Below are 16,702 nucleotides of genomic sequence, written 5' to 3'. Positions count from 1 at the left end.
TCATTTTAACCTAATTTCTAGTAAAACACCCCGGTTATACCGGAAAGGACTTTTTATGAAGAACATAATCCACGCTATCCTTGAATATAAATTAAGACCAACCTATGTAATAGACGAACAATCAGCAAGAAGACATATAGAACATTGGCTGAATCAATTCGATAAGAAATATCAAGAGGCTATCATTACAACAATGGATCAAATAATGGGATGCGGCCTTTTTATTGACAAAGAAAGATATATCAACATGTGCTCAACAAAGGCAAAGGATCCTGTCCTTACTAACAACGATCCAAGAGCTTATTGGGCAAAAACATTCATTTTAGATTGTCAAAAAGACGGAAAAAGCCAAAAAGCGATGGTAGAAATATTAAAGGAGGCCCTACTGAAAGAAAACATCGCCTATTGTCAAGATGAACGCAAGGCAGAAAACCTTTTCTATCTTGATGATTTTGCTTTTACTTTTGGACGAATATCAAACGATATAACCAATTTAGACAATAGCAAGAAAATCAGTATTTGTCCCATAGTGCTTCATTCATATAACGAATGGTATTTTGCAGACCATCACAAAGAAATAAATTTGTTACATTGTTTACGTCTAGAAAACAGAGCGTGTTGCAAAAATCAATCAGAAGTATTTTGGCCACATATTAAGTGTATGCAGAATAATATTTTCAAGGAAAAATTCCAAGCAATGGGTTTATGTGATTCCTACCTAAGAGATACACCCGCTACAGGAAACAACCAAGTTTTCCCCAATGAAGATGCCAGAATAATGTGTGAAGAAGCATTTTTTATTAAAGGAGCTGAAATATGGAGCCGTTTATCGGACGAAAAGAAAAAAATTTATAGACCATTAGGTGTAGTTCCTTATCGTAGAGGCTGGGGGTTTGGAGGCAGTGTATTCTCTTATAGAAATTGTCCAAATGCAACACCACTTGTCATCTGGTGGGGAAGCTATTCACCTCTTTCAACATTCAATTGGTATCCGTTAATGATCAGAGACGGTTACAGTCGTTAATCATATGCAACAGAACAGCATTCGCATATACCATCTAACCAAGTCCTGCGCATTTGTAAGAGCTTCAGATAAATGGGGCGCCTTTTCCAATATGGGAATGAGATTCCCTTTCTTGTTAGAGAATACTTTAATCAAGTCTTCAGAACATCTATATCAGGCACTAAAATTTCAAAACAACCCATCGATTCAATCAGAAATTCTAGACGCACCAAACGGTTTAGAGTCCAAAAAAACAGCCTACAAATATGTCAAAGAAATGCAATCTAATCGAATTAAAATAATGCGTTTTAGTTTATTTATGAAATATACTGCATATACTAATTATTTCAACGATATTTTTGAAAAAACACGAAATAACGACATCGTTGAAATATCATCAAAAGATGAATTCTGGGGAACAAAGAAGATTTCTCCCAAAACTTATCAAGGAACAAATGCTCTAGGACGCTTGTGGATGGAAATCCGAGAACAAAGAGAAAAAATCCAAGAGAGAAAAGATTGTTTTTTTCTATTAGAAAATGAAATAAAATACACAACATCTGTCACGAAAACAGAAATCGGGGGAAAAATCATTTTTCCTGGATTCTGATTTTTACTATTATTTCCACCCAAACCACACCCTAACCGACAGTCCAATGACCGCACAGAACCAGGAAAAGCCGCAGTTCGAATCATCGATGTCCGGCTGATGTGGGCCACGGGCAAACTGCTACTGCAGAACGGCCTGGAAACCTGGAAAAACGAAAAACTCGTGCTGTGCGAAGACCTGACTGCAGAATAGGGCTACATTACAGCCCCTGACGCACCACTTCCTGATAAATAAAGGGGGCATTTTTTTGTAGGTACTTAATGTATGATGCAGGATCCTTAACATACATTTCAAAAAAACTTTTGCGCATCTTGCGACAATTAGGCCTGTCTAGTTGCAAAGCCTCTATCGTGTCCCAGCATTTCTGCTTATAGGTTTCATCATAACCGGGATTGGGGTAGATGGAGCCATCCGCAAAATTAATGAAGAACGAATCCTGCTTCATGTGCGGGTCGAACGGATCCAGGGGAGGGACTTTAGTCCGTTTCTTACGGTTCTCACCAAGGCAACAAAGGCGGTAGTTACCCCATTCGTAAGCAAGTTTCTTTCCGTTTATCGGGTCAGACTTGGGAATAAAATGGTCTACCGAATCGGCTCCATATACGGAATCAAAGTATATCGCCAAGTAAGCACAAGTATGGCCATAAAGGTCAGCCATCTCACCTAGACATGCCGTCCAAAAATTTCTGTACTTGCTGGGATCCACACCCGGATTCGCCCGCAGCCAAGCATTGCCCGGTTTACGCACTTTATCATCAAAATCGGCAGGTTCTATCTGAGGCCTTACAGGAATCATTCTATAAAGCCCTTCTTCTTGCATATATGACGAATAACGAACAAATCTTCATCCAAAGGTGAAAGTTTCTGCAAAAGTTTATCATAAAGTCCGCGGATACGCTCCGGGGTAGCCCCCGAATTCTCTCGCAACGCATCGTTCATTTCTTTCAACAACGCCTCGGATTCCGGAGAACGGGGAGAGGCCAAATCAAAAGCCTCGCTCGTAAGCCAAGAATCAGAAGAGCCCATCTTCTCGAACGGACGTTCCTCAAAACTGATTGCACCACCATCGACAGAATCGAAATCGAACCACTTGTCAAGCGATTTGTCGAAGGTATCTTCGAGCGAAGTCATTACCAGGGCCGAATGTGTAGAGGCAATTACCTGCACATCGGCACCCTCGCCATACATTTCGCCAATAGCGACAAGGATTGAATTGAGAACTTTCTTTTGCCAGCGTGGATGCAAATGTGCCTCCACTTCGTCCATCAAGAAAGTCACCTGCGAAGCTGTCGGAACCCCGCGAAGTTGGGACGCCTTGCGGTGTTCGCTATAGGCCCAAGTAAGGCAGTAAGCCAAAGCAAGAATCCGGCGAATACCCGCAGACGCATGGAGCACAGGAACATTTCCATAAGGCATGGCAATGGTCGGGATGTCGCGAACATCGTCAACAGAAAGGCGCGTCGGTGTCGAAATCTTCAAACTGAAGTCGGGCGGGGATAAATTCACGAGCAAGTTTTCAAGGATTCTGAACTCACCACCCTTCTGGACTTGCCACTTGAGCATGTCCGCAAGCAGGCCATTGCAGACGGACTTGTCGCCATCCTTCTGGCCTTCCCATATCTCGCGCGAAGAGAAAACAAAAGCGGGCCTGCGTTCCTGAATGTCTGCGGTCGCCCCATTCTTCCAATAGTTCCTGGCAGGGTCCCAGACGCAGAAACTGCCATCGGCAAGGGCGTAAATAACAAGCCCTGCATTGTAGGGCCTGCCTACCTGACCTACCCACCCCTGTTCAGCACGGTCAAAGGTGGCCTTGTAGTCTACATGGTTATCGTGTTCGGTTGTCAGATTGAACCGAATAAAGGATTCAGAAGTTGGATCCTGCGGCCGACCCACAAGGCCCGAGAACAGGTTCTGGTTAACCTCGGCGGGCCACTTGCGGGTCATGGCATACCAGACCGTATCAAGGAAAAAAGTCTTGCCTAGACCGTTGTCACCAGTAAGAACATTCAGGCGCTTGGCAAAACTAACCGACAGCCGCTTAATCGGCCCGACATTTGTAGTTTCGAGAAAATTCAGCATTTGCGTTCCAAAGCTAGTAAAAACTAAATGAAAGTGAACCTTGACCAGTCAAGTAATCATGGTTTTCTAAAGCATCTGAACCATTTGTTCCAAGAATTGAGCCTATTGTTGTGTCAGCAGAGATTTTTTCTGATGAGAAGTCAACACCAAGACTAAACTTGAATCCGGCTTTTCCCACAAAACCAATTGTTCCATCTGTAGAAACATTCGCCAAAATAGAACCTAGCTTATTGGCAAAATCCAGGTTCATTTCTTCATCTATCTTAAAGAAAATATTAAAATCGATTCGATACTTTTTAAAATCCGGCTGCTGTTCATCTTCGATTCCACCTTCAGACACTTCACCACTAGTCGGGACAATCTCATTTCCGTTCAAATCTATATATTTCAAGGAGCAGACCTTCCCATCAACGATTCCATTTTCGGAAAGGTCAGTCGGCGTCAAGCCAAAAACTTTCATCCATTTTGAATCAAAAATCTCAACAAAATCTTCAACGCTAGAAAAATTCAATTTATACAACCCATTCAGGACACTTACCAGTCCTGGATTTGTACTATCTTCAGAACCATAAACAACCTTATCAATTTTGTCAATGACATCAACAATTTTATCAACAGAGCCGTCAAAGACGCCCAACTTGACCTTGTCCCGAATAAGGGAACGCAAGGAACTTTGCAGAGCATTAAGATATGACAACAGTTGCTGCTGTAGTGTATCTCCCGAAAGCGAGACAAACTGCTTAATAGCATCAGGCATTTTCCATTCAGCATCTTCAAAACTATACTTAAAGGTATTATCTGTAGGATTCTCATTTACTTTACAAACGCATACCGAACCAGATTTCAACTCGAGTGTACCAAAAGAGATTTCAAGTTTATCTGACGACCATTTCAGTTCATTTTGGACATTCTTTACAGAGATATTATAATCCAGTCCACAGTTTTTTACTTCAGCATCAAAAAGCCCTATGTGGACATTTTCATCTTGCGCCGTTGTTTTTACAGACAGGCCAACTTCATTCAAGGAAACCGATGTAAAGGACAACCGTCCATTTTCATTAACCGATACTCCTAAATTCAGTTCAATAAAACAATCAGCCTTCACTCCGCCAAGCTTAAAAAGTCCCAAATCAACATCACCAGCAACATCCAACAAATTTGGCGTAAAACGAACTTTTATTTCACCAGAAGACAAGTCTACAATATCGGACGCACTAAAGGAATTTGTCGAAAGTATATCAAATGAAGAATTCGATGAAATAATTTCTATTTTATCAAGTATTCCAGAAACCGCCGAAAGGTTGGTAATCATCCCGAAGCATTTTCGGAGAGTTTCCATATTCAGACAATCAACATTTTCTACTCGCGAAACAGCGGCGTTCATCGCAAGGGAGGCACGAGTCCAATACTCGTTTATCATAAGCCCAATATCAGAAATCCTTTTCCGATCCCCACCTATTTCAAAGCTCAATTGTTTAAGGAAAGGAATTTCAAATTCATCAATTATTCCAAGAATCGTCTGCAAATCAAATTGAGAATTCGTAAACTCTATTTCCGGAATCGAACAAACGACATCTCCGCCATCATTTTCCGTAATTTTGATTTGCCCATTATTTTTGAATCTAAACGGTAAATTTCCAGAAGTCAGCGACAACTCAACATCCATCAAGAATTGCGAATCAAAACCATTCGTAGAATCGTAGGAAACACTCAATTCGACATCATTGTTTACATCGGCAACATCGTTAAGGGACATGTTCATGTAGCCAACACCCGTACCCGTATTTAGGTCAGCAACACTCACCTCTGCTTCAAGAGCCGTACCACTAATCGCGGATACTGTAAGAATGTCTTCGTTGTCGTTTGGTGCAGCATCTGCAAAGCTAATGGTTATTTTCGCAGATGTATTAATAACCGCCGAAAGGTCGGTTAAAGCAACATCAAAGTCACCAAGTTCTAAGGCATTTAAAAGGGGGGTAGCGGACGATTCAACGGAAAGAGAAAGAGTATTGTTGTCTGCCGAAGCCAAAATTCCAATATCGGCAGCATTAATCACGCTGGCAATATCCGAGACTTCTAGGCTATTCTGTTGGTTCTGCGGAATAGCGGAAATTGCCTGGAGCAAGCTATTCCATTTAGATGCAGCATCATTTGTGAGGCTGCTGAAGAAATCCTGTACCGAAGAAACGTTAGCAAGATTTAACTTGCCCAAAGCCTCCGTAAAGGATTGGTCAACATTTTGCTGCATCTCTGAAAGAGTTGAGCTCAGAGCACTTGCATAATTGTAATCAGTAATTTCATCAACAAAGTCATTGTAATCTACATTGGCATCCATCATCAAACGAGGTTCGAGAGCCTCGATTTTGTAGTTGTTCTTGTTTAGACTTTTTCTCTGTTGTTTCTTTGACATAACGACCCTTTGTTGGTGAAAAACTTTTTACCCGTAAAAAAATCACTCAGCTTTAACACATCTAACCGAAAAACCATGTGTTTTTTTATAAGAACCCTTTCTAACGGTTGTCATTGATAGACCTGTATATGAACCACTCGCTTTAAGCAAATTCGAATCAGTCTCTTCTGGGTAGAACCAATATACGCCCTCATCAAAATTATCATATGCATATCCCCAATTTTCTCCACCACATACAAGGCTAAAACCTGTTCCATTATATCCTCCACAACCAAACGTCGACCGCAAGCCCTCTATTCCATGTGTGTTTCCATTGCTATTCAAAATGATATAGAAATCTTCGTATGTCAACAGATGCCATTTGTCTGGACAAATTCCTTGGTGATTTTCTTGAATCAAGTGAGCACAACTCTTGGTATTACAACTGTCATTGAAGCCCATCATCTCTGCCCACTGATAAAGGCCTCCATAGTAGTGGCATATAAGCGTATCATTATCATAACAATATCGTTCTATCTCGTTATCAACATTTTGATCCAGTGATCCATCTACCATTTTCCCAATATTTAAGTTTTCTACCATTGCATAGATGGTGGTATCCTTTTCGTCCGTACATTTTCCTTTGTCATTAAAGTTCAAACACTTTTTTCCATCAAACTTCATGTACTTATAAGTTCGGTCATTTCGGTCATCTGTAAATTCTAAGCACCCCCCATTCACATTGCAGTTGAAAGGTCCCCATTCTGCAGAAGTTCCCCATGGATTACCTTTACTACTTGATGATTGAACAAGATTAGAACTAGAACTCGATTGTTTCACAGAAGAACTACTACTTTGGTTCTTGCTTGAAGACGAATTCACCGACGAGCTAGACACATTCTTCTTACTGCTAGAAGAATCTCCCGATTTTACAGAACTGGAACTCTTGGAGTCGGAGGAGTTCTTCGTTTCTTTCGCGGAACTGCTAGACTTATTCTCACTACTCGATGACTTGTCTTTGGTTTCGTTACCCGAAGACTTCTTGTCAATCGAAGAGGATGACTCTTCGGTGGAATCAGAGTCCTTTACGCTTGAAGATGATTCAACAGCGGATGATTCATTGTTGCCTTCACTTGCCGACGACGAGTCGTCACAGCCCCAAAGGCCTATCCCGCCAAACACGGCTAAGAAAAGTAGTGTCTTGAACTTGTTCATCTTTTAGTACTCCTGTTATTAAACTTTTTTTGAAAGCAAAATCTCGATGGATAAGGCATCCACCATAAATCGCGGTTTCAACCGCTCAATCGAATAGGGACCAGGCCCTTTTACTTTTACATCCGATTCATTCATAGGAACAAAATCTGTTCTTATTTTTAAGAAAAAGATAATAAAGAAAGCTATTTGACCAGCCATAAACACCCCAAATGGGGGTAAAAAGCCCCCATATTCAGCCCACACCCCGCCCCGCAGTCCGACTTTTTTTGTATACCGCTGGAACGTGGGCGTATTATAACCGTATTCATTTCACAACCAGCATGATTCGCGTCACACCGGGATATTTTTCAAGGTTATGACATTAAAACAGGACAACTATTCTTAAAAGCATCTTTTTTTTGAATTCAGCAATCATTAAAGGTTATTTAAATCTAAATTATACACATTAGGTGATAATATGATAAAAAACATTCGTTTTAGCTACTATAAAATTTTCAAAAACGAACAGACGCTTTCATTAAAACCCGTCACAGTAATTTTTGGAAAAAACAACTCTGGCAAAAGCGCTATTCTCAAAATACCATCGATTTTACAATCAGCCATTAACTGCCAATCAGCTGAAGTATTCGACCCTACAAAAAACGGACTACACATCGAGGATATGAGAAGCCTTGTGTATGGTCGTGGTCATAGAGCTGTTTCATTCTTTTTTGAAGATAACAAAAAAAATTCTCTTGAATTTTCTTTTTTTGTCAACGAAGAAAATGGCCATTCGAAAATAGAACGCTGGACAGCTCAAAACAAAGACGACAAAATTGGACTTGAACCTGGTGAGGACGACGAACTTCATGATCTTGTAACAAAAAATCCCGTTCCAGGAGTGTATTTTAACGGAATTACACCAAGTCATGACAAATACAAGCTGTTTGCTCAACAAATTATAAACACATTGCGTTTTAACATTGATTACATTGGAGCATTTCGTTGGCTTCCATACGCATTTTTACAATCAAACACATTTAAATCTTGTGAAGAAAATGATGGTCGCATCAACTACCAGTTTTTAATTGATGATTCAAAAACCGTTAATCAAGAACTTCTAAAAAATGTTTCAAAGTGGTATGAAAACAATTTCAATGGATGGAAAATAAAAGTAAACCGTGACAGAGATCCTGTTTACTCCATTGAAATGGAACAAGCAAACAAATTAAATATAAATATTACAGATGCTGGCGTAGGCATAGCCCAATCCCTTCCGATTGTTACGCGAGCAAGTCGCACATGCGATGAACCGACCATTATTGTATTAGAAGAACCGGAAACACATTTGCATCCGGCAGCTCATGGAAACCTTGCAGAATTAATCGCCTTAAGCACAAAAAATGATTGCAACAAATCTTATCTTGTAGAAACCCACTCAATCAATTTTATTCTACGCTTAAGAAGATTAATTGCAGAAAAAAAACTTTCTGTTAATGACGTCGCTCTTTATTCTGTAGAATTTGATAAAAATGAGTGCTGTAGCAAGCTTGTTTCAGTCGAAATAAATGAAGATGGATCAGTAAATTACTGGCCAGAAGGTGTTTTTGAAGAAACTTTGGCAGAATCGATAGCTATTTTTGAAGCACAAAATAAGGTATAAAATGCTTTGTAGGATTGATGATTCATGTTTTGAAAGGGGGGCTATAGAAGAGTTGATAGGATTACTTTCTATCATATCTCTTAGTTCAGGAATAAACTCAATTCTCGTCAGACCGAAATCTTTGAAAACCGGATCGTTCAAATCTCTTCCCCAAAGTTTACAAAATATAATTAAGCAATCAATTAACGTTAACATGACATTGCCCCCATATCGCGGTGAAGTTATCGACGTTTGCATGAATGGTCATTCAGAAATCGTAAAAAAAGTTTTCAATATTCAAGAAGCTATAGATTATGTTACTTTGCCAATGTATGTCTATGTAGAGAACATTCAAAACGATGGTTATTTTCTTAATTGCATTATAAAGCATTTTGGAAGTACTCGAATAAAAAAAGCTTTAGAGAAGAATAAAATTCTTCCACAGCATCTAGGCGGGTGTGGTTCAACAAAAGCAATTTTTTCTAGAAAAGAACAAGATTTTAAAAACAAAATAAAATTCTTTAGATATTATGTTCTTTGGGACAGCGACAGGGAATTTTTCGGCGATGAAAACCATAAATACGATCGGGCAATATCTGACTTGAATAAGTGGAATATAAAATATCACATTCTTGAAAAGAGAGAAGCAGAAAATTATTTGCCTGATGATGCAATACAGGAGTTATGCGGAAGTAATAATGGATGGTTCAACGCTTTTCGGCATTTAACAGACGAGCAGAAGGATTTCTATGACATGCAATGTGGATTTAAAATAAAAAACAAGTTTCGTTCGTCATATACACCTGAACAGGATCCTGACAAAATGGTTGTTTGTACAGCATGTGATAGAAATTTCATGAAAGAGGAAATAAAAAAACTTTATTCTACTATAAGTGACTCTAATTGGAATTACTTGTCGAATGGATCTGGTATTGCAAATTTTAAAGAACGTTTGTCAAAACAATTTGAAGAATCATCTTATGTGCACAGACAATCATTGCAAAAACGAATGTCTCAAAATCCTAACGAACTAAGCGATATAGCTTCGGAACTTGAAAAAATTCTATAGAGGGAATATGTGCAAAAAACTTACTATTGACACAAAAATCAAAACAATAGGCTCGCTTATCACGGAAGTCAAGCAAGGGCTAGTTTGCGTCCCCCCCTTCCAACGAGATTTTGTTTGGACTTGTGATAATATTAAGGATTTGTTTGACAGCATTAAAAAAAATTATCCCATAGGATCTCTTCTGCTATGGAAGCCTTCAGAAAAAATGAATTGGGAAGAATCTCGTAAAGTTGGACCATTCGAGCTACCCCAAAACAATGATCAAAAATGGTATGTGCTTGACGGATTCCAAAGACTTTCTTCAATGTTCGGTTGTTTGACAAACCCAGACAAATCAAGTTTTGCTTGTGACGAGCAAATGTACAAATCGTTGTTTAACTTATACTACGATTTAAAAAACGAAGAATTTTTCTACCCACGCAACGATGTAACAAAGCAACCGTATCAAGTTCCACTTCACGTTTTATTGAGCAGCAGTGATTTTCGCCAATATTCTAGAACAAACATAGAGCCAAAGATTCCTAAAGACGAAATCGACAATCTTTTAGACCGAGCAGACTCCCTAGCAAGTCGTTTCATCGAATATAAAATCGCATGTATTGAAATTAATGATGCAAATATTGAAGAAGCTGTTGAAATCTTTTCTAGGCTAAATTCCAAAGGCGTAGACATTTCTTTTGACTGGATGGTCAATGCGTTGTCGTACAAAAAAAATAATTTTAAATTTTCTGATGAAATAACGAAAATACAGCGCGATTTAAAGGAATTTGGATTCGAAAAGACACCAAGAAATGTTCTATTTCGTTGCATTCAAAGTTCTTTCGGCAAATTATATTTCGACCAAACTGACATTGAGCATTTAGCCCAACGAGATGATTTTGCAAAGACGACGAGAGAAACCATCCCCTTTATCAAAAAGGCGGTACAATTTCTTCACAACGAATTGCATGTAAATAAATACAAATACCTGCCTTATAACATGCAGTTAATTTTTATAATGGAATTCTTTAGAAAGATTTCAAACCCCTCAGAAAAACAAATTAAAGATTTAAAAAATTGGTTTTGGAAAACTTCATACAGCAATTATTTTACTGTCAACTCATTAACTTATCAACGAAAAGCATACAATCAATTTATTGATTACGCTTGTGGAGCATCTTCTGAAATCTTCTATGACGATGGAGAAAAAAATCCATACACCACATATGCGTTTCCCAAAAAAATCTCACTCGGAGCAGTGCGTTCAAAAGCATTGATTTTATTTTTAAAAACAGACAATCCAAATTTACAAGACGAACAGTATTCAGACTATATAGAGAACCACAAAAATGAAATAATGTTGGCGGAAATGTCTTTTGTGGAATCTCTTGGCTTACGTTATTTTGAACGTAACAACTTGGTACACATGCCAAAAGGAAATGACATTTCACAACAAAATAAAACTTCTATTTTTGTCAACACGAATTTAGAGGATTCTATAATTCTAGACTACACGCTAAACAATGGCAGTTTCATTATAGGAAACGGCAAAAAAGCATTCGACACACGATGGAGTGAATGTGGCGATGACAGTATTTATTGTTATCGAGACGGAGTCAAAAGCCTATTTTTCAATCCGGACATCGTAGATTTCCCTCAATATCAAAACATCCCTGAAGCATTTAATTTTACGTCAAGGTGCAAATCACTAGTTGCAGGGAATGTCATTATCCTAGAGAATTCAAACGGATATTTTTGCGCAATAAAAATAATTAAAATCACGAATAATAAAAAAGATTTTAGCGAACGACATCATGTTGAATTCAGATATCACATTTACGATTCTGAAAAAGATAATATCGACAATATAATCAACTCAATAGATGTCGCCGCAAACTCTATTATTGAAAAATTGGCAACCCCATATTATAGAAAAGAGTCATTTCTTCTAGAAAAGAAAATTCGCTTTTTAGAAGAGCAACTTGCATATCACAGTAAAGAACTCGATGCTGTATACGCAAAAGTAATCAATTCTGTATTAGACCATATGGCCTACTTCATCCAAAAAGCAAACATTGCAAATGCGCTTGCCGAACAAAATCTCAAATTGCAAAACAACTCATTAGATGAAACCATCGCAAAGAAACAGCTCGCGTTAAAGCAGACTAATGAAAACGAATTATCCAAAATTATTAACGAATGCATACAGCACCGAAACGAATGGGAAAAGATAAAAAGTCTTAAATCTTAATTATTCCACCCAAACCACACCCTAACCGACAGTCCAATGACCGCACAGAACCAGGAAAAGCCGCAGTTCGACCAGGGCGCCATCATCAAGGCGCTGCAGAACGCGTTGCGCACCACCAGTTCCAAGATCGGTCAGATGAACGAGGTCCTGGACATCGTGCGGGTTGTCGGCGAGGCGAAGACTTTCAAGACGGCGGCACTCGCACTTGCGGGCGAAATCGCCGACCGCCACCACGCCGAAAGGGTGAGCATCGGCATGGTCAAGCACGACTACGTGGTGCTCGCGGCCATAAGCCACACCGACCATTTCGAGGGCAAGATGCAGGTGGTGCGCGACCTGGAATGCGCCATGGAAGAGGCCTACGAACAGGACGCAAGCATCGCCTACCCGCCCCCGGACGGCGGCACCCCGCTCGCCACCCGAATCCACGAGTACTACAGCAAGACTTACGGCGTGGGGCACATGCTCTCGGTCCCGGTAAGGCGGGGCGAAGAGACCATCGCGGTAATCACCTGCGAACGCGGGGCGCACCCCTTCGACGACGAGGAGTCCGCCCAGATCCACCTGGTAGCAACGCTCACTAGCGCAAGGATAGACGAACTCTACCGCAAGAGCGGCTGGTTCGGCAAGAGGTTCGCCCGTGCCGCGCGGGAGGGGTTAGCCAAGCTTCTGGGCCACGAACACACCTGGGCAAAACTGCTGGGCATCCTGCTTACGGCGTTCGTGCTTTTCGCGGCACTGGTGCCCATCCCCTACAGGGTAAGCGCCCCGGCCATGCTCAAGACCGACCACATCACCTACCTGAGCGCCCCCTTCGACGGGTTCATCCAGAGCGTGAAGGTGAAGCCGGGCGACATCGTGTACAAGGGCGACGAGCTCTTGCGACTCGACCAGAAGGAACTCAAGCTAGAAGAGGCCGACCTAATGGCCCAGGAACAGGACAACCGCCGCGAAATACAGAAGGCCCAGGCGAACAGGCAGCTGGCCGACCTGCGCATACAGCAGGCCAAGCTCTCGCAGACACTGGCGAAGCTAAAGACGGTGCGCTACAAGCTCTCTCGCTCGGTGGTGCGCTGCGAATCGGACAGCGCGGTGGTCATCGAGGGCGACCTGCAAAAGCGCGTGGGGTCGCATGTGAACCAGGGCGGCGAGCTGTTCCAGCTGGCATCCATCGAAGAAATCTACATGGAGGCCGACGTGAGCGAACTCGAAGTGAACAACGTGCGGCTTGGCGGCGAGGGCTTCATGGCCATCAAGAGCCGTCCCGATTACGTGTACAGGTTCCGCACCACGCTCATGAACCCGACGGCAAGCGTCAAGGACCAGGAGAACACCTTCGCCGTGCGCGGCGAGTTCGTGCGGGCGACTCCCCCGTGGTTCCGCCCCGGCATGACAGGTATCGCGAAGATTTTCGCGGGCAAGCGCACGCTCTGGTGGATTCTCTCGCACCAGGCCATCGACTACCTCCGCCTGAAACTCTGGTGGTAAGGGGGGCAAAAGCCCCGAAAAGCAGCCCAAAAGTGTGGTTGGAGGTCCTGCAAAAGTCCAAGCACCTTTGTCACCTTGTAAATGCTGCTTCCGCAAAAGTGCAAGCGCCTTTGCATAAGTAGTGAAACTGCTCCGGCAAATGCTCAAGTGCCTTTGCATAAGTAGTGTTGCCCCTCGGACATTTGCCCGGGCCCCTTTACACAAGAATGCAACACGCCCCGGCAAAAGTCCAGGCACCTACTTCACCTTGTAAAAGCATCTCCCGCAAAAGTTCAAGCAACTCCCCCACAATGTAAAAGCCGCTCCCGCAAATGCGGAAGCGACTTCACACAATTGTGGGCGTATTTTCGCCAACAAAATGTGATCTGTATCACACTTTGTTCAATTTATCACTTAAAAATCGCAAAAAAATGACACTTCGATATAATTTCCCTACCAAAGGAAACCGATTGAAAATCGGAAGAAGGTTAAAATGAAAAAAGTAATCCTAAACGCGCTATTCGACAATCCGCTCATGCTACAGCCTTGCAGAGAGAATTTCACACTTTGCTGCAAATCCGACATACCTCCAATATACACATATAGCAGTCCATTTGCACCACCAAATTTTGCAGACAGATTGCTCACAAGAGATCCCGGCTATCCGCATATATCTCACATTCTACCGGGTACTTTCTGCCACATAGCAAATTCTAATAACGGCTGGGCGTGGGTGTACAATAGTAGTTGTCAAGGGATCAACCTACAATATCCCTGCTATTGGGATATTCTTGCAGAAAATTATAGCAATGGAATCACAACTCTTTCACATCTCATAGAAATTATCGCCCAACATAATGGTGTTAGATACGCATTCTTGCCTGACCAAGTTAATGTGATTGCAAAAGTCTGGAATAACACAGAAATTTCATTGCATATTTATGCTAATTATGACTCAATAAATCAGCAATCCGTCGCTCATTGCATCTATATATATCCATCACCATCAATAGCAATGGTGCCAAACCACACAACGACAAAAAACATTGGAATTCCTCTAAAAACGAATATTATTGAATACATAGCCCGTTTGATTAACGCCGAACAACAACGATTCAATGCAAAACTGAAAATCATCGATGCAACCATATCAAGCAATTTGGTATACCAACCCACATAGTCAGCAAAATAAATCCCCAAAGGTATAGAGAAAAAAGCGGGGCTTTGCGGAAAACCCCGTCGACAAGGAAAAATTCCCCTACGACCGTGGCGACATCTCCTTTGAAATGAAATTATTCGAGTGATTCGTCAAATCCTTCATCAAAGAAGTTTCGTCACCACCTCGCCGATATCACCGTCGACGCATAACGAGCGGGGTCCGATGTCGTCGGGAGCGTAGGCCTGTCCGTAGTTGATGCAGGCGTAGGTGGCGTTCGAATTCAGGGCGGTCATTTGCCAGAACGGGTACTTGATGATTCCGGGGGTGTTCATGCCTACGCCCAGTTCCAAGAACAGCACGTTTCCGCCGCGCATGGCGTTACATCTGTCGAGAAATTCGCGGTAACGTTTTGCAGCACGATGCCAGCCGTCGTCTTCTACGAAGGTGGAATCGGAGCGCAGATTCATGGACATGGGGCGGCCGCAAATGGGGCACCTGGGCAACAGTTCCGCAGGGACGGTCATGGCGCCGAACAAGCCCGTCTCTTTTGAAAATCCCTGGGCGTCGAACATGGCACGAATCTGCTTTTCGTTGTCATAGGTGCAGGGGTGGCACGGCTTGCTGCATTGGAAAAGCCCGTAATCGCCCTGGGTGTAAAAGAGCCGTTCCTTGTCAATGCCCGCTTTCTGGAAACAATGGTCCACGTTGGTGGTAAGGACAAAGTAATCCTTATCCCGTAGGATTTTCAGGAGATTTTCGTAGACGGGTTTCGGGGCGGCCATGTAGCGGTTTATCGTGACATAGCGGCTCCAGAAGGCCCACATTTCTTCGGGTGTGCCGTAAGGGAAAAAGCCGCCGGAATACATGTCCGAAAAGCCGTACTTTACAGAAAAGTCGGCAAAGTACTTGACAAAGCGTTCCCCGGAATAGGTAAATCCCGCCGATGTCGAAAGTCCGGCGCCCGCGCCCACGACGACGGCATCCGCCCTTGCCAGCGCCTTTTTCAGTCTCGATACTTCGGCAGAAAAATCATCCGTTGATTTTTTCGAAAATCCGCGCATAGATAGCCTCGTCCTTTTCGCTGAAAACGTTGAAGACAACCTTCATGGGGTTTTGCGTACGGCGTTTCCATTCCAGCACCGTATCCACCGCGATTTGGGCGGCACGTTCCGGCGGGAAACGGAATACGCCTGTGGAAATACAACAGAAGGCGATAGATTCCACGCCGTTCCGGGCCGCAACTTCGAGGCAGTTCCTGTAGCACGATTCCAGCAACTCGCAGTCCCGTTCCGTAAGGCCGTAGCCCACGATTGGCCCCACCGTGTGCAGCACGTATTTGCAGGGCAGGTTGTAGGCCGGCGTGATTTTCGCCTGTCCCGTAGGTTCGGGGTGCCCTTGCCGTTTCATCAGGGCGTCGCAAGCGCTACGGAGGCGGACTCCCGCGAAAGTGTGGATGCAGTTGTCGATACAGCTGTGGCAAGGCTGCCAGCAACCCGTCATGCCGCTGTTGGCCGCATTCACGATTGCATCCACCCTGAGGGTGGTGATGTCGCCGCGCCACAGGAACAGGGAATCGCCAAACAGGTCTGGCGCACCCGCACTGAACCGCCTGCCAACACTTTCGATGTCCGCGACATCCGTTATTCCGCGGTCACGGATGGATTCCTGCAGGTATTCGTCCTGAATCCTGTAGAATTCATCGCTTGCGGGGGCGGCCTCCCGCACGTTCATCAAGGAACGCAACAGGATTTTCTGTCCTTCGGCGTCCGCGGGGATGGTCGTGCCGCTGTACCTGGGACTTTCCGCCAGTAGATACTTTATCAGGAATAGTCTGCGCTCTGCTTGGTTCATGTTTCCTCC

Annotated in this window: 14 protein-coding genes; 7 read left to right on the top strand and 7 right to left on the bottom strand. The window is 42.8% G+C overall.

Annotated elements, in window-relative coordinates:
* Window positions 1–55 precede the first annotated feature (55 nt).
* Together BUA93_RS02715 and BUA93_RS02710 are read left to right on the top strand one after the other, a co-directional pair.
* Window positions 56–1,024 carry a phosphoribosyltransferase-like protein gene (locus tag BUA93_RS02715; protein ID WP_072977172.1) on the top strand — a complete coding sequence of 323 codons (969 nt, stop codon included), beginning with the start codon at window positions 56–58 and terminating at the stop codon, window positions 1,022–1,024.
* A gap of 4 nt (window positions 1,025–1,028) precedes the next feature.
* On the top strand, window positions 1,029–1,613 hold the full coding sequence (locus tag BUA93_RS02710) for an NADAR family protein (protein ID WP_072977171.1): 585 nt from the start codon (window positions 1,029–1,031) through the stop codon (window positions 1,611–1,613).
* Between the two features lie 199 nt (window positions 1,614–1,812).
* On the opposite strand, the gene BUA93_RS02705 is transcribed toward BUA93_RS02710, so the two are convergent.
* Genes BUA93_RS02705 through BUA93_RS02680 form a run of 5 tightly spaced genes read right to left on the bottom strand, consistent with a single transcriptional unit; the run spans window position 1,813 to window position 7,494 of the window.
* Complete coding sequence (locus BUA93_RS02705) at window positions 1,813–2,433, bottom strand: HNH endonuclease family protein (protein WP_139257690.1); 621 nt, start codon at window positions 2,431–2,433, stop codon at window positions 1,813–1,815.
* Entirely contained in the window at window positions 2,406–3,692 is a 1,287-nt protein-coding gene (locus BUA93_RS02700) for an AAA family ATPase (protein WP_072977168.1), read from the bottom strand. Before BUA93_RS02700 ends, BUA93_RS02705 begins: the two co-directional genes overlap by 28 nt.
* Before the next feature lie 13 nt (window positions 3,693–3,705).
* A complete protein-coding gene (locus BUA93_RS02695; protein WP_072977166.1) occupies window positions 3,706–6,102 on the bottom strand; it encodes an LEPR-XLL domain-containing protein in 2,397 nt (798 codons plus the stop codon).
* A gap of 42 nt (window positions 6,103–6,144) precedes the next feature.
* On the bottom strand, window positions 6,145–7,296 hold the full coding sequence (locus BUA93_RS15695; RefSeq protein WP_083597086.1) for an FISUMP domain-containing protein: 1,152 nt from the start codon (window positions 7,294–7,296) through the stop codon (window positions 6,145–6,147).
* 18 nt (window positions 7,297–7,314) lie between these two features.
* Entirely contained in the window at window positions 7,315–7,494 is a 180-nt protein-coding gene (locus BUA93_RS02680) for a hypothetical protein (RefSeq protein WP_139257688.1), read from the bottom strand.
* 259 nt (window positions 7,495–7,753) lie between these two features.
* Between BUA93_RS02680 and BUA93_RS02675 the strand changes: the two genes are divergently transcribed.
* The 5 genes from BUA93_RS02675 to BUA93_RS02655 all read left to right on the top strand — a co-directional run bounded on the left by BUA93_RS02675 (window position 7,754) and on the right by BUA93_RS02655 (window position 14,863).
* Entirely contained in the window at window positions 7,754–8,938 is a 1,185-nt protein-coding gene (locus BUA93_RS02675; protein ID WP_072977160.1) for an AAA family ATPase, read from the top strand.
* A gap of 1 nt (window position 8,939) precedes the next feature.
* Window positions 8,940–9,986, top strand: a complete 1,047-nt coding sequence (locus BUA93_RS02670; RefSeq protein ID WP_072977158.1) for a hypothetical protein — start codon at window positions 8,940–8,942, stop codon at window positions 9,984–9,986.
* A gap of 7 nt (window positions 9,987–9,993) precedes the next feature.
* Window positions 9,994–12,216, top strand: a complete 2,223-nt coding sequence (locus BUA93_RS02665; RefSeq protein WP_072977156.1) for a DUF262 domain-containing protein — start codon at window positions 9,994–9,996, stop codon at window positions 12,214–12,216.
* 36 nt (window positions 12,217–12,252) lie between these two features.
* Entirely contained in the window at window positions 12,253–13,704 is a 1,452-nt protein-coding gene (locus BUA93_RS02660; protein WP_072977154.1) for a GAF domain-containing protein, read from the top strand.
* A gap of 472 nt (window positions 13,705–14,176) precedes the next feature.
* Complete coding sequence (locus tag BUA93_RS02655) at window positions 14,177–14,863, top strand: hypothetical protein (RefSeq protein ID WP_072977152.1); 687 nt, start codon at window positions 14,177–14,179, stop codon at window positions 14,861–14,863.
* A gap of 140 nt (window positions 14,864–15,003) precedes the next feature.
* On the opposite strand, the gene BUA93_RS02650 is transcribed toward BUA93_RS02655, so the two are convergent.
* Together BUA93_RS02650 and BUA93_RS02645 are read right to left on the bottom strand one after the other, a co-directional pair.
* The gene (locus BUA93_RS02650) at window positions 15,004–15,903 is read right to left on the bottom strand and encodes an SIR2 family NAD-dependent protein deacylase (protein ID WP_072977151.1); all 900 of its coding nucleotides are present in this window, start codon (window positions 15,901–15,903) and stop codon (window positions 15,004–15,006) included.
* Complete coding sequence (locus tag BUA93_RS02645; protein ID WP_072977149.1) at window positions 15,872–16,693, bottom strand: protein-ADP-ribose hydrolase; 822 nt, start codon at window positions 16,691–16,693, stop codon at window positions 15,872–15,874. Before BUA93_RS02645 ends, BUA93_RS02650 begins: the two co-directional genes overlap by 32 nt.
* Window positions 16,694–16,702 lie beyond the last annotated feature (9 nt).

The sequence above is a fragment of the Fibrobacter sp. UWH4 genome (assembly GCF_900142475.1).
Classification (GTDB): Bacteria; Fibrobacterota; Fibrobacteria; order Fibrobacterales; family Fibrobacteraceae; genus Fibrobacter.
Note: the sequence above shows the minus strand (reverse complement) of the source record. Positions and strands in the feature narration are given on the sequence as shown.

Bases quoted from the DNA above. Each gene is read 5' to 3' on its own strand.
- BUA93_RS02680 (WP_139257688.1), bottom strand. From the start codon at position 7,494: ATGGCTGGTCAAATAGCTTTCTTTATTATCTTTTTCTTAAAAATAAGA.
- BUA93_RS02670 (WP_072977158.1), top strand. From the start codon at position 8,940: ATGCTTTGTAGGATTGATGATTCATGTTTTGAAAGGGGGGCTATAGAA.
- BUA93_RS15695 (WP_083597086.1), bottom strand. From the start codon at position 7,296: ATGAACAAGTTCAAGACACTACTTTTCTTAGCCGTGTTTGGCGGGATA.
- BUA93_RS02660 (WP_072977154.1), top strand. From the start codon at position 12,253: ATGACCGCACAGAACCAGGAAAAGCCGCAGTTCGACCAGGGCGCCATC.
- BUA93_RS02665 (WP_072977156.1), top strand. From the start codon at position 9,994: ATGTGCAAAAAACTTACTATTGACACAAAAATCAAAACAATAGGCTCG.
- BUA93_RS02700 (WP_072977168.1), bottom strand. From the start codon at position 3,692: ATGCTGAATTTTCTCGAAACTACAAATGTCGGGCCGATTAAGCGGCTG.
- BUA93_RS02645 (WP_072977149.1), bottom strand. From the start codon at position 16,693: ATGAACCAAGCAGAGCGCAGACTATTCCTGATAAAGTATCTACTGGCG.
- BUA93_RS02650 (WP_072977151.1), bottom strand. From the start codon at position 15,903: ATGCGCGGATTTTCGAAAAAATCAACGGATGATTTTTCTGCCGAAGTA.
- BUA93_RS02675 (WP_072977160.1), top strand. From the start codon at position 7,754: ATGATAAAAAACATTCGTTTTAGCTACTATAAAATTTTCAAAAACGAA.
- BUA93_RS02715 (WP_072977172.1), top strand. From the start codon at position 56: ATGAAGAACATAATCCACGCTATCCTTGAATATAAATTAAGACCAACC.
- BUA93_RS02710 (WP_072977171.1), top strand. From the start codon at position 1,029: ATGCAACAGAACAGCATTCGCATATACCATCTAACCAAGTCCTGCGCA.
- BUA93_RS02705 (WP_139257690.1), bottom strand. From the start codon at position 2,433: ATGCAAGAAGAAGGGCTTTATAGAATGATTCCTGTAAGGCCTCAGATA.
- BUA93_RS02695 (WP_072977166.1), bottom strand. From the start codon at position 6,102: ATGTCAAAGAAACAACAGAGAAAAAGTCTAAACAAGAACAACTACAAA.
- BUA93_RS02655 (WP_072977152.1), top strand. From the start codon at position 14,177: ATGAAAAAAGTAATCCTAAACGCGCTATTCGACAATCCGCTCATGCTA.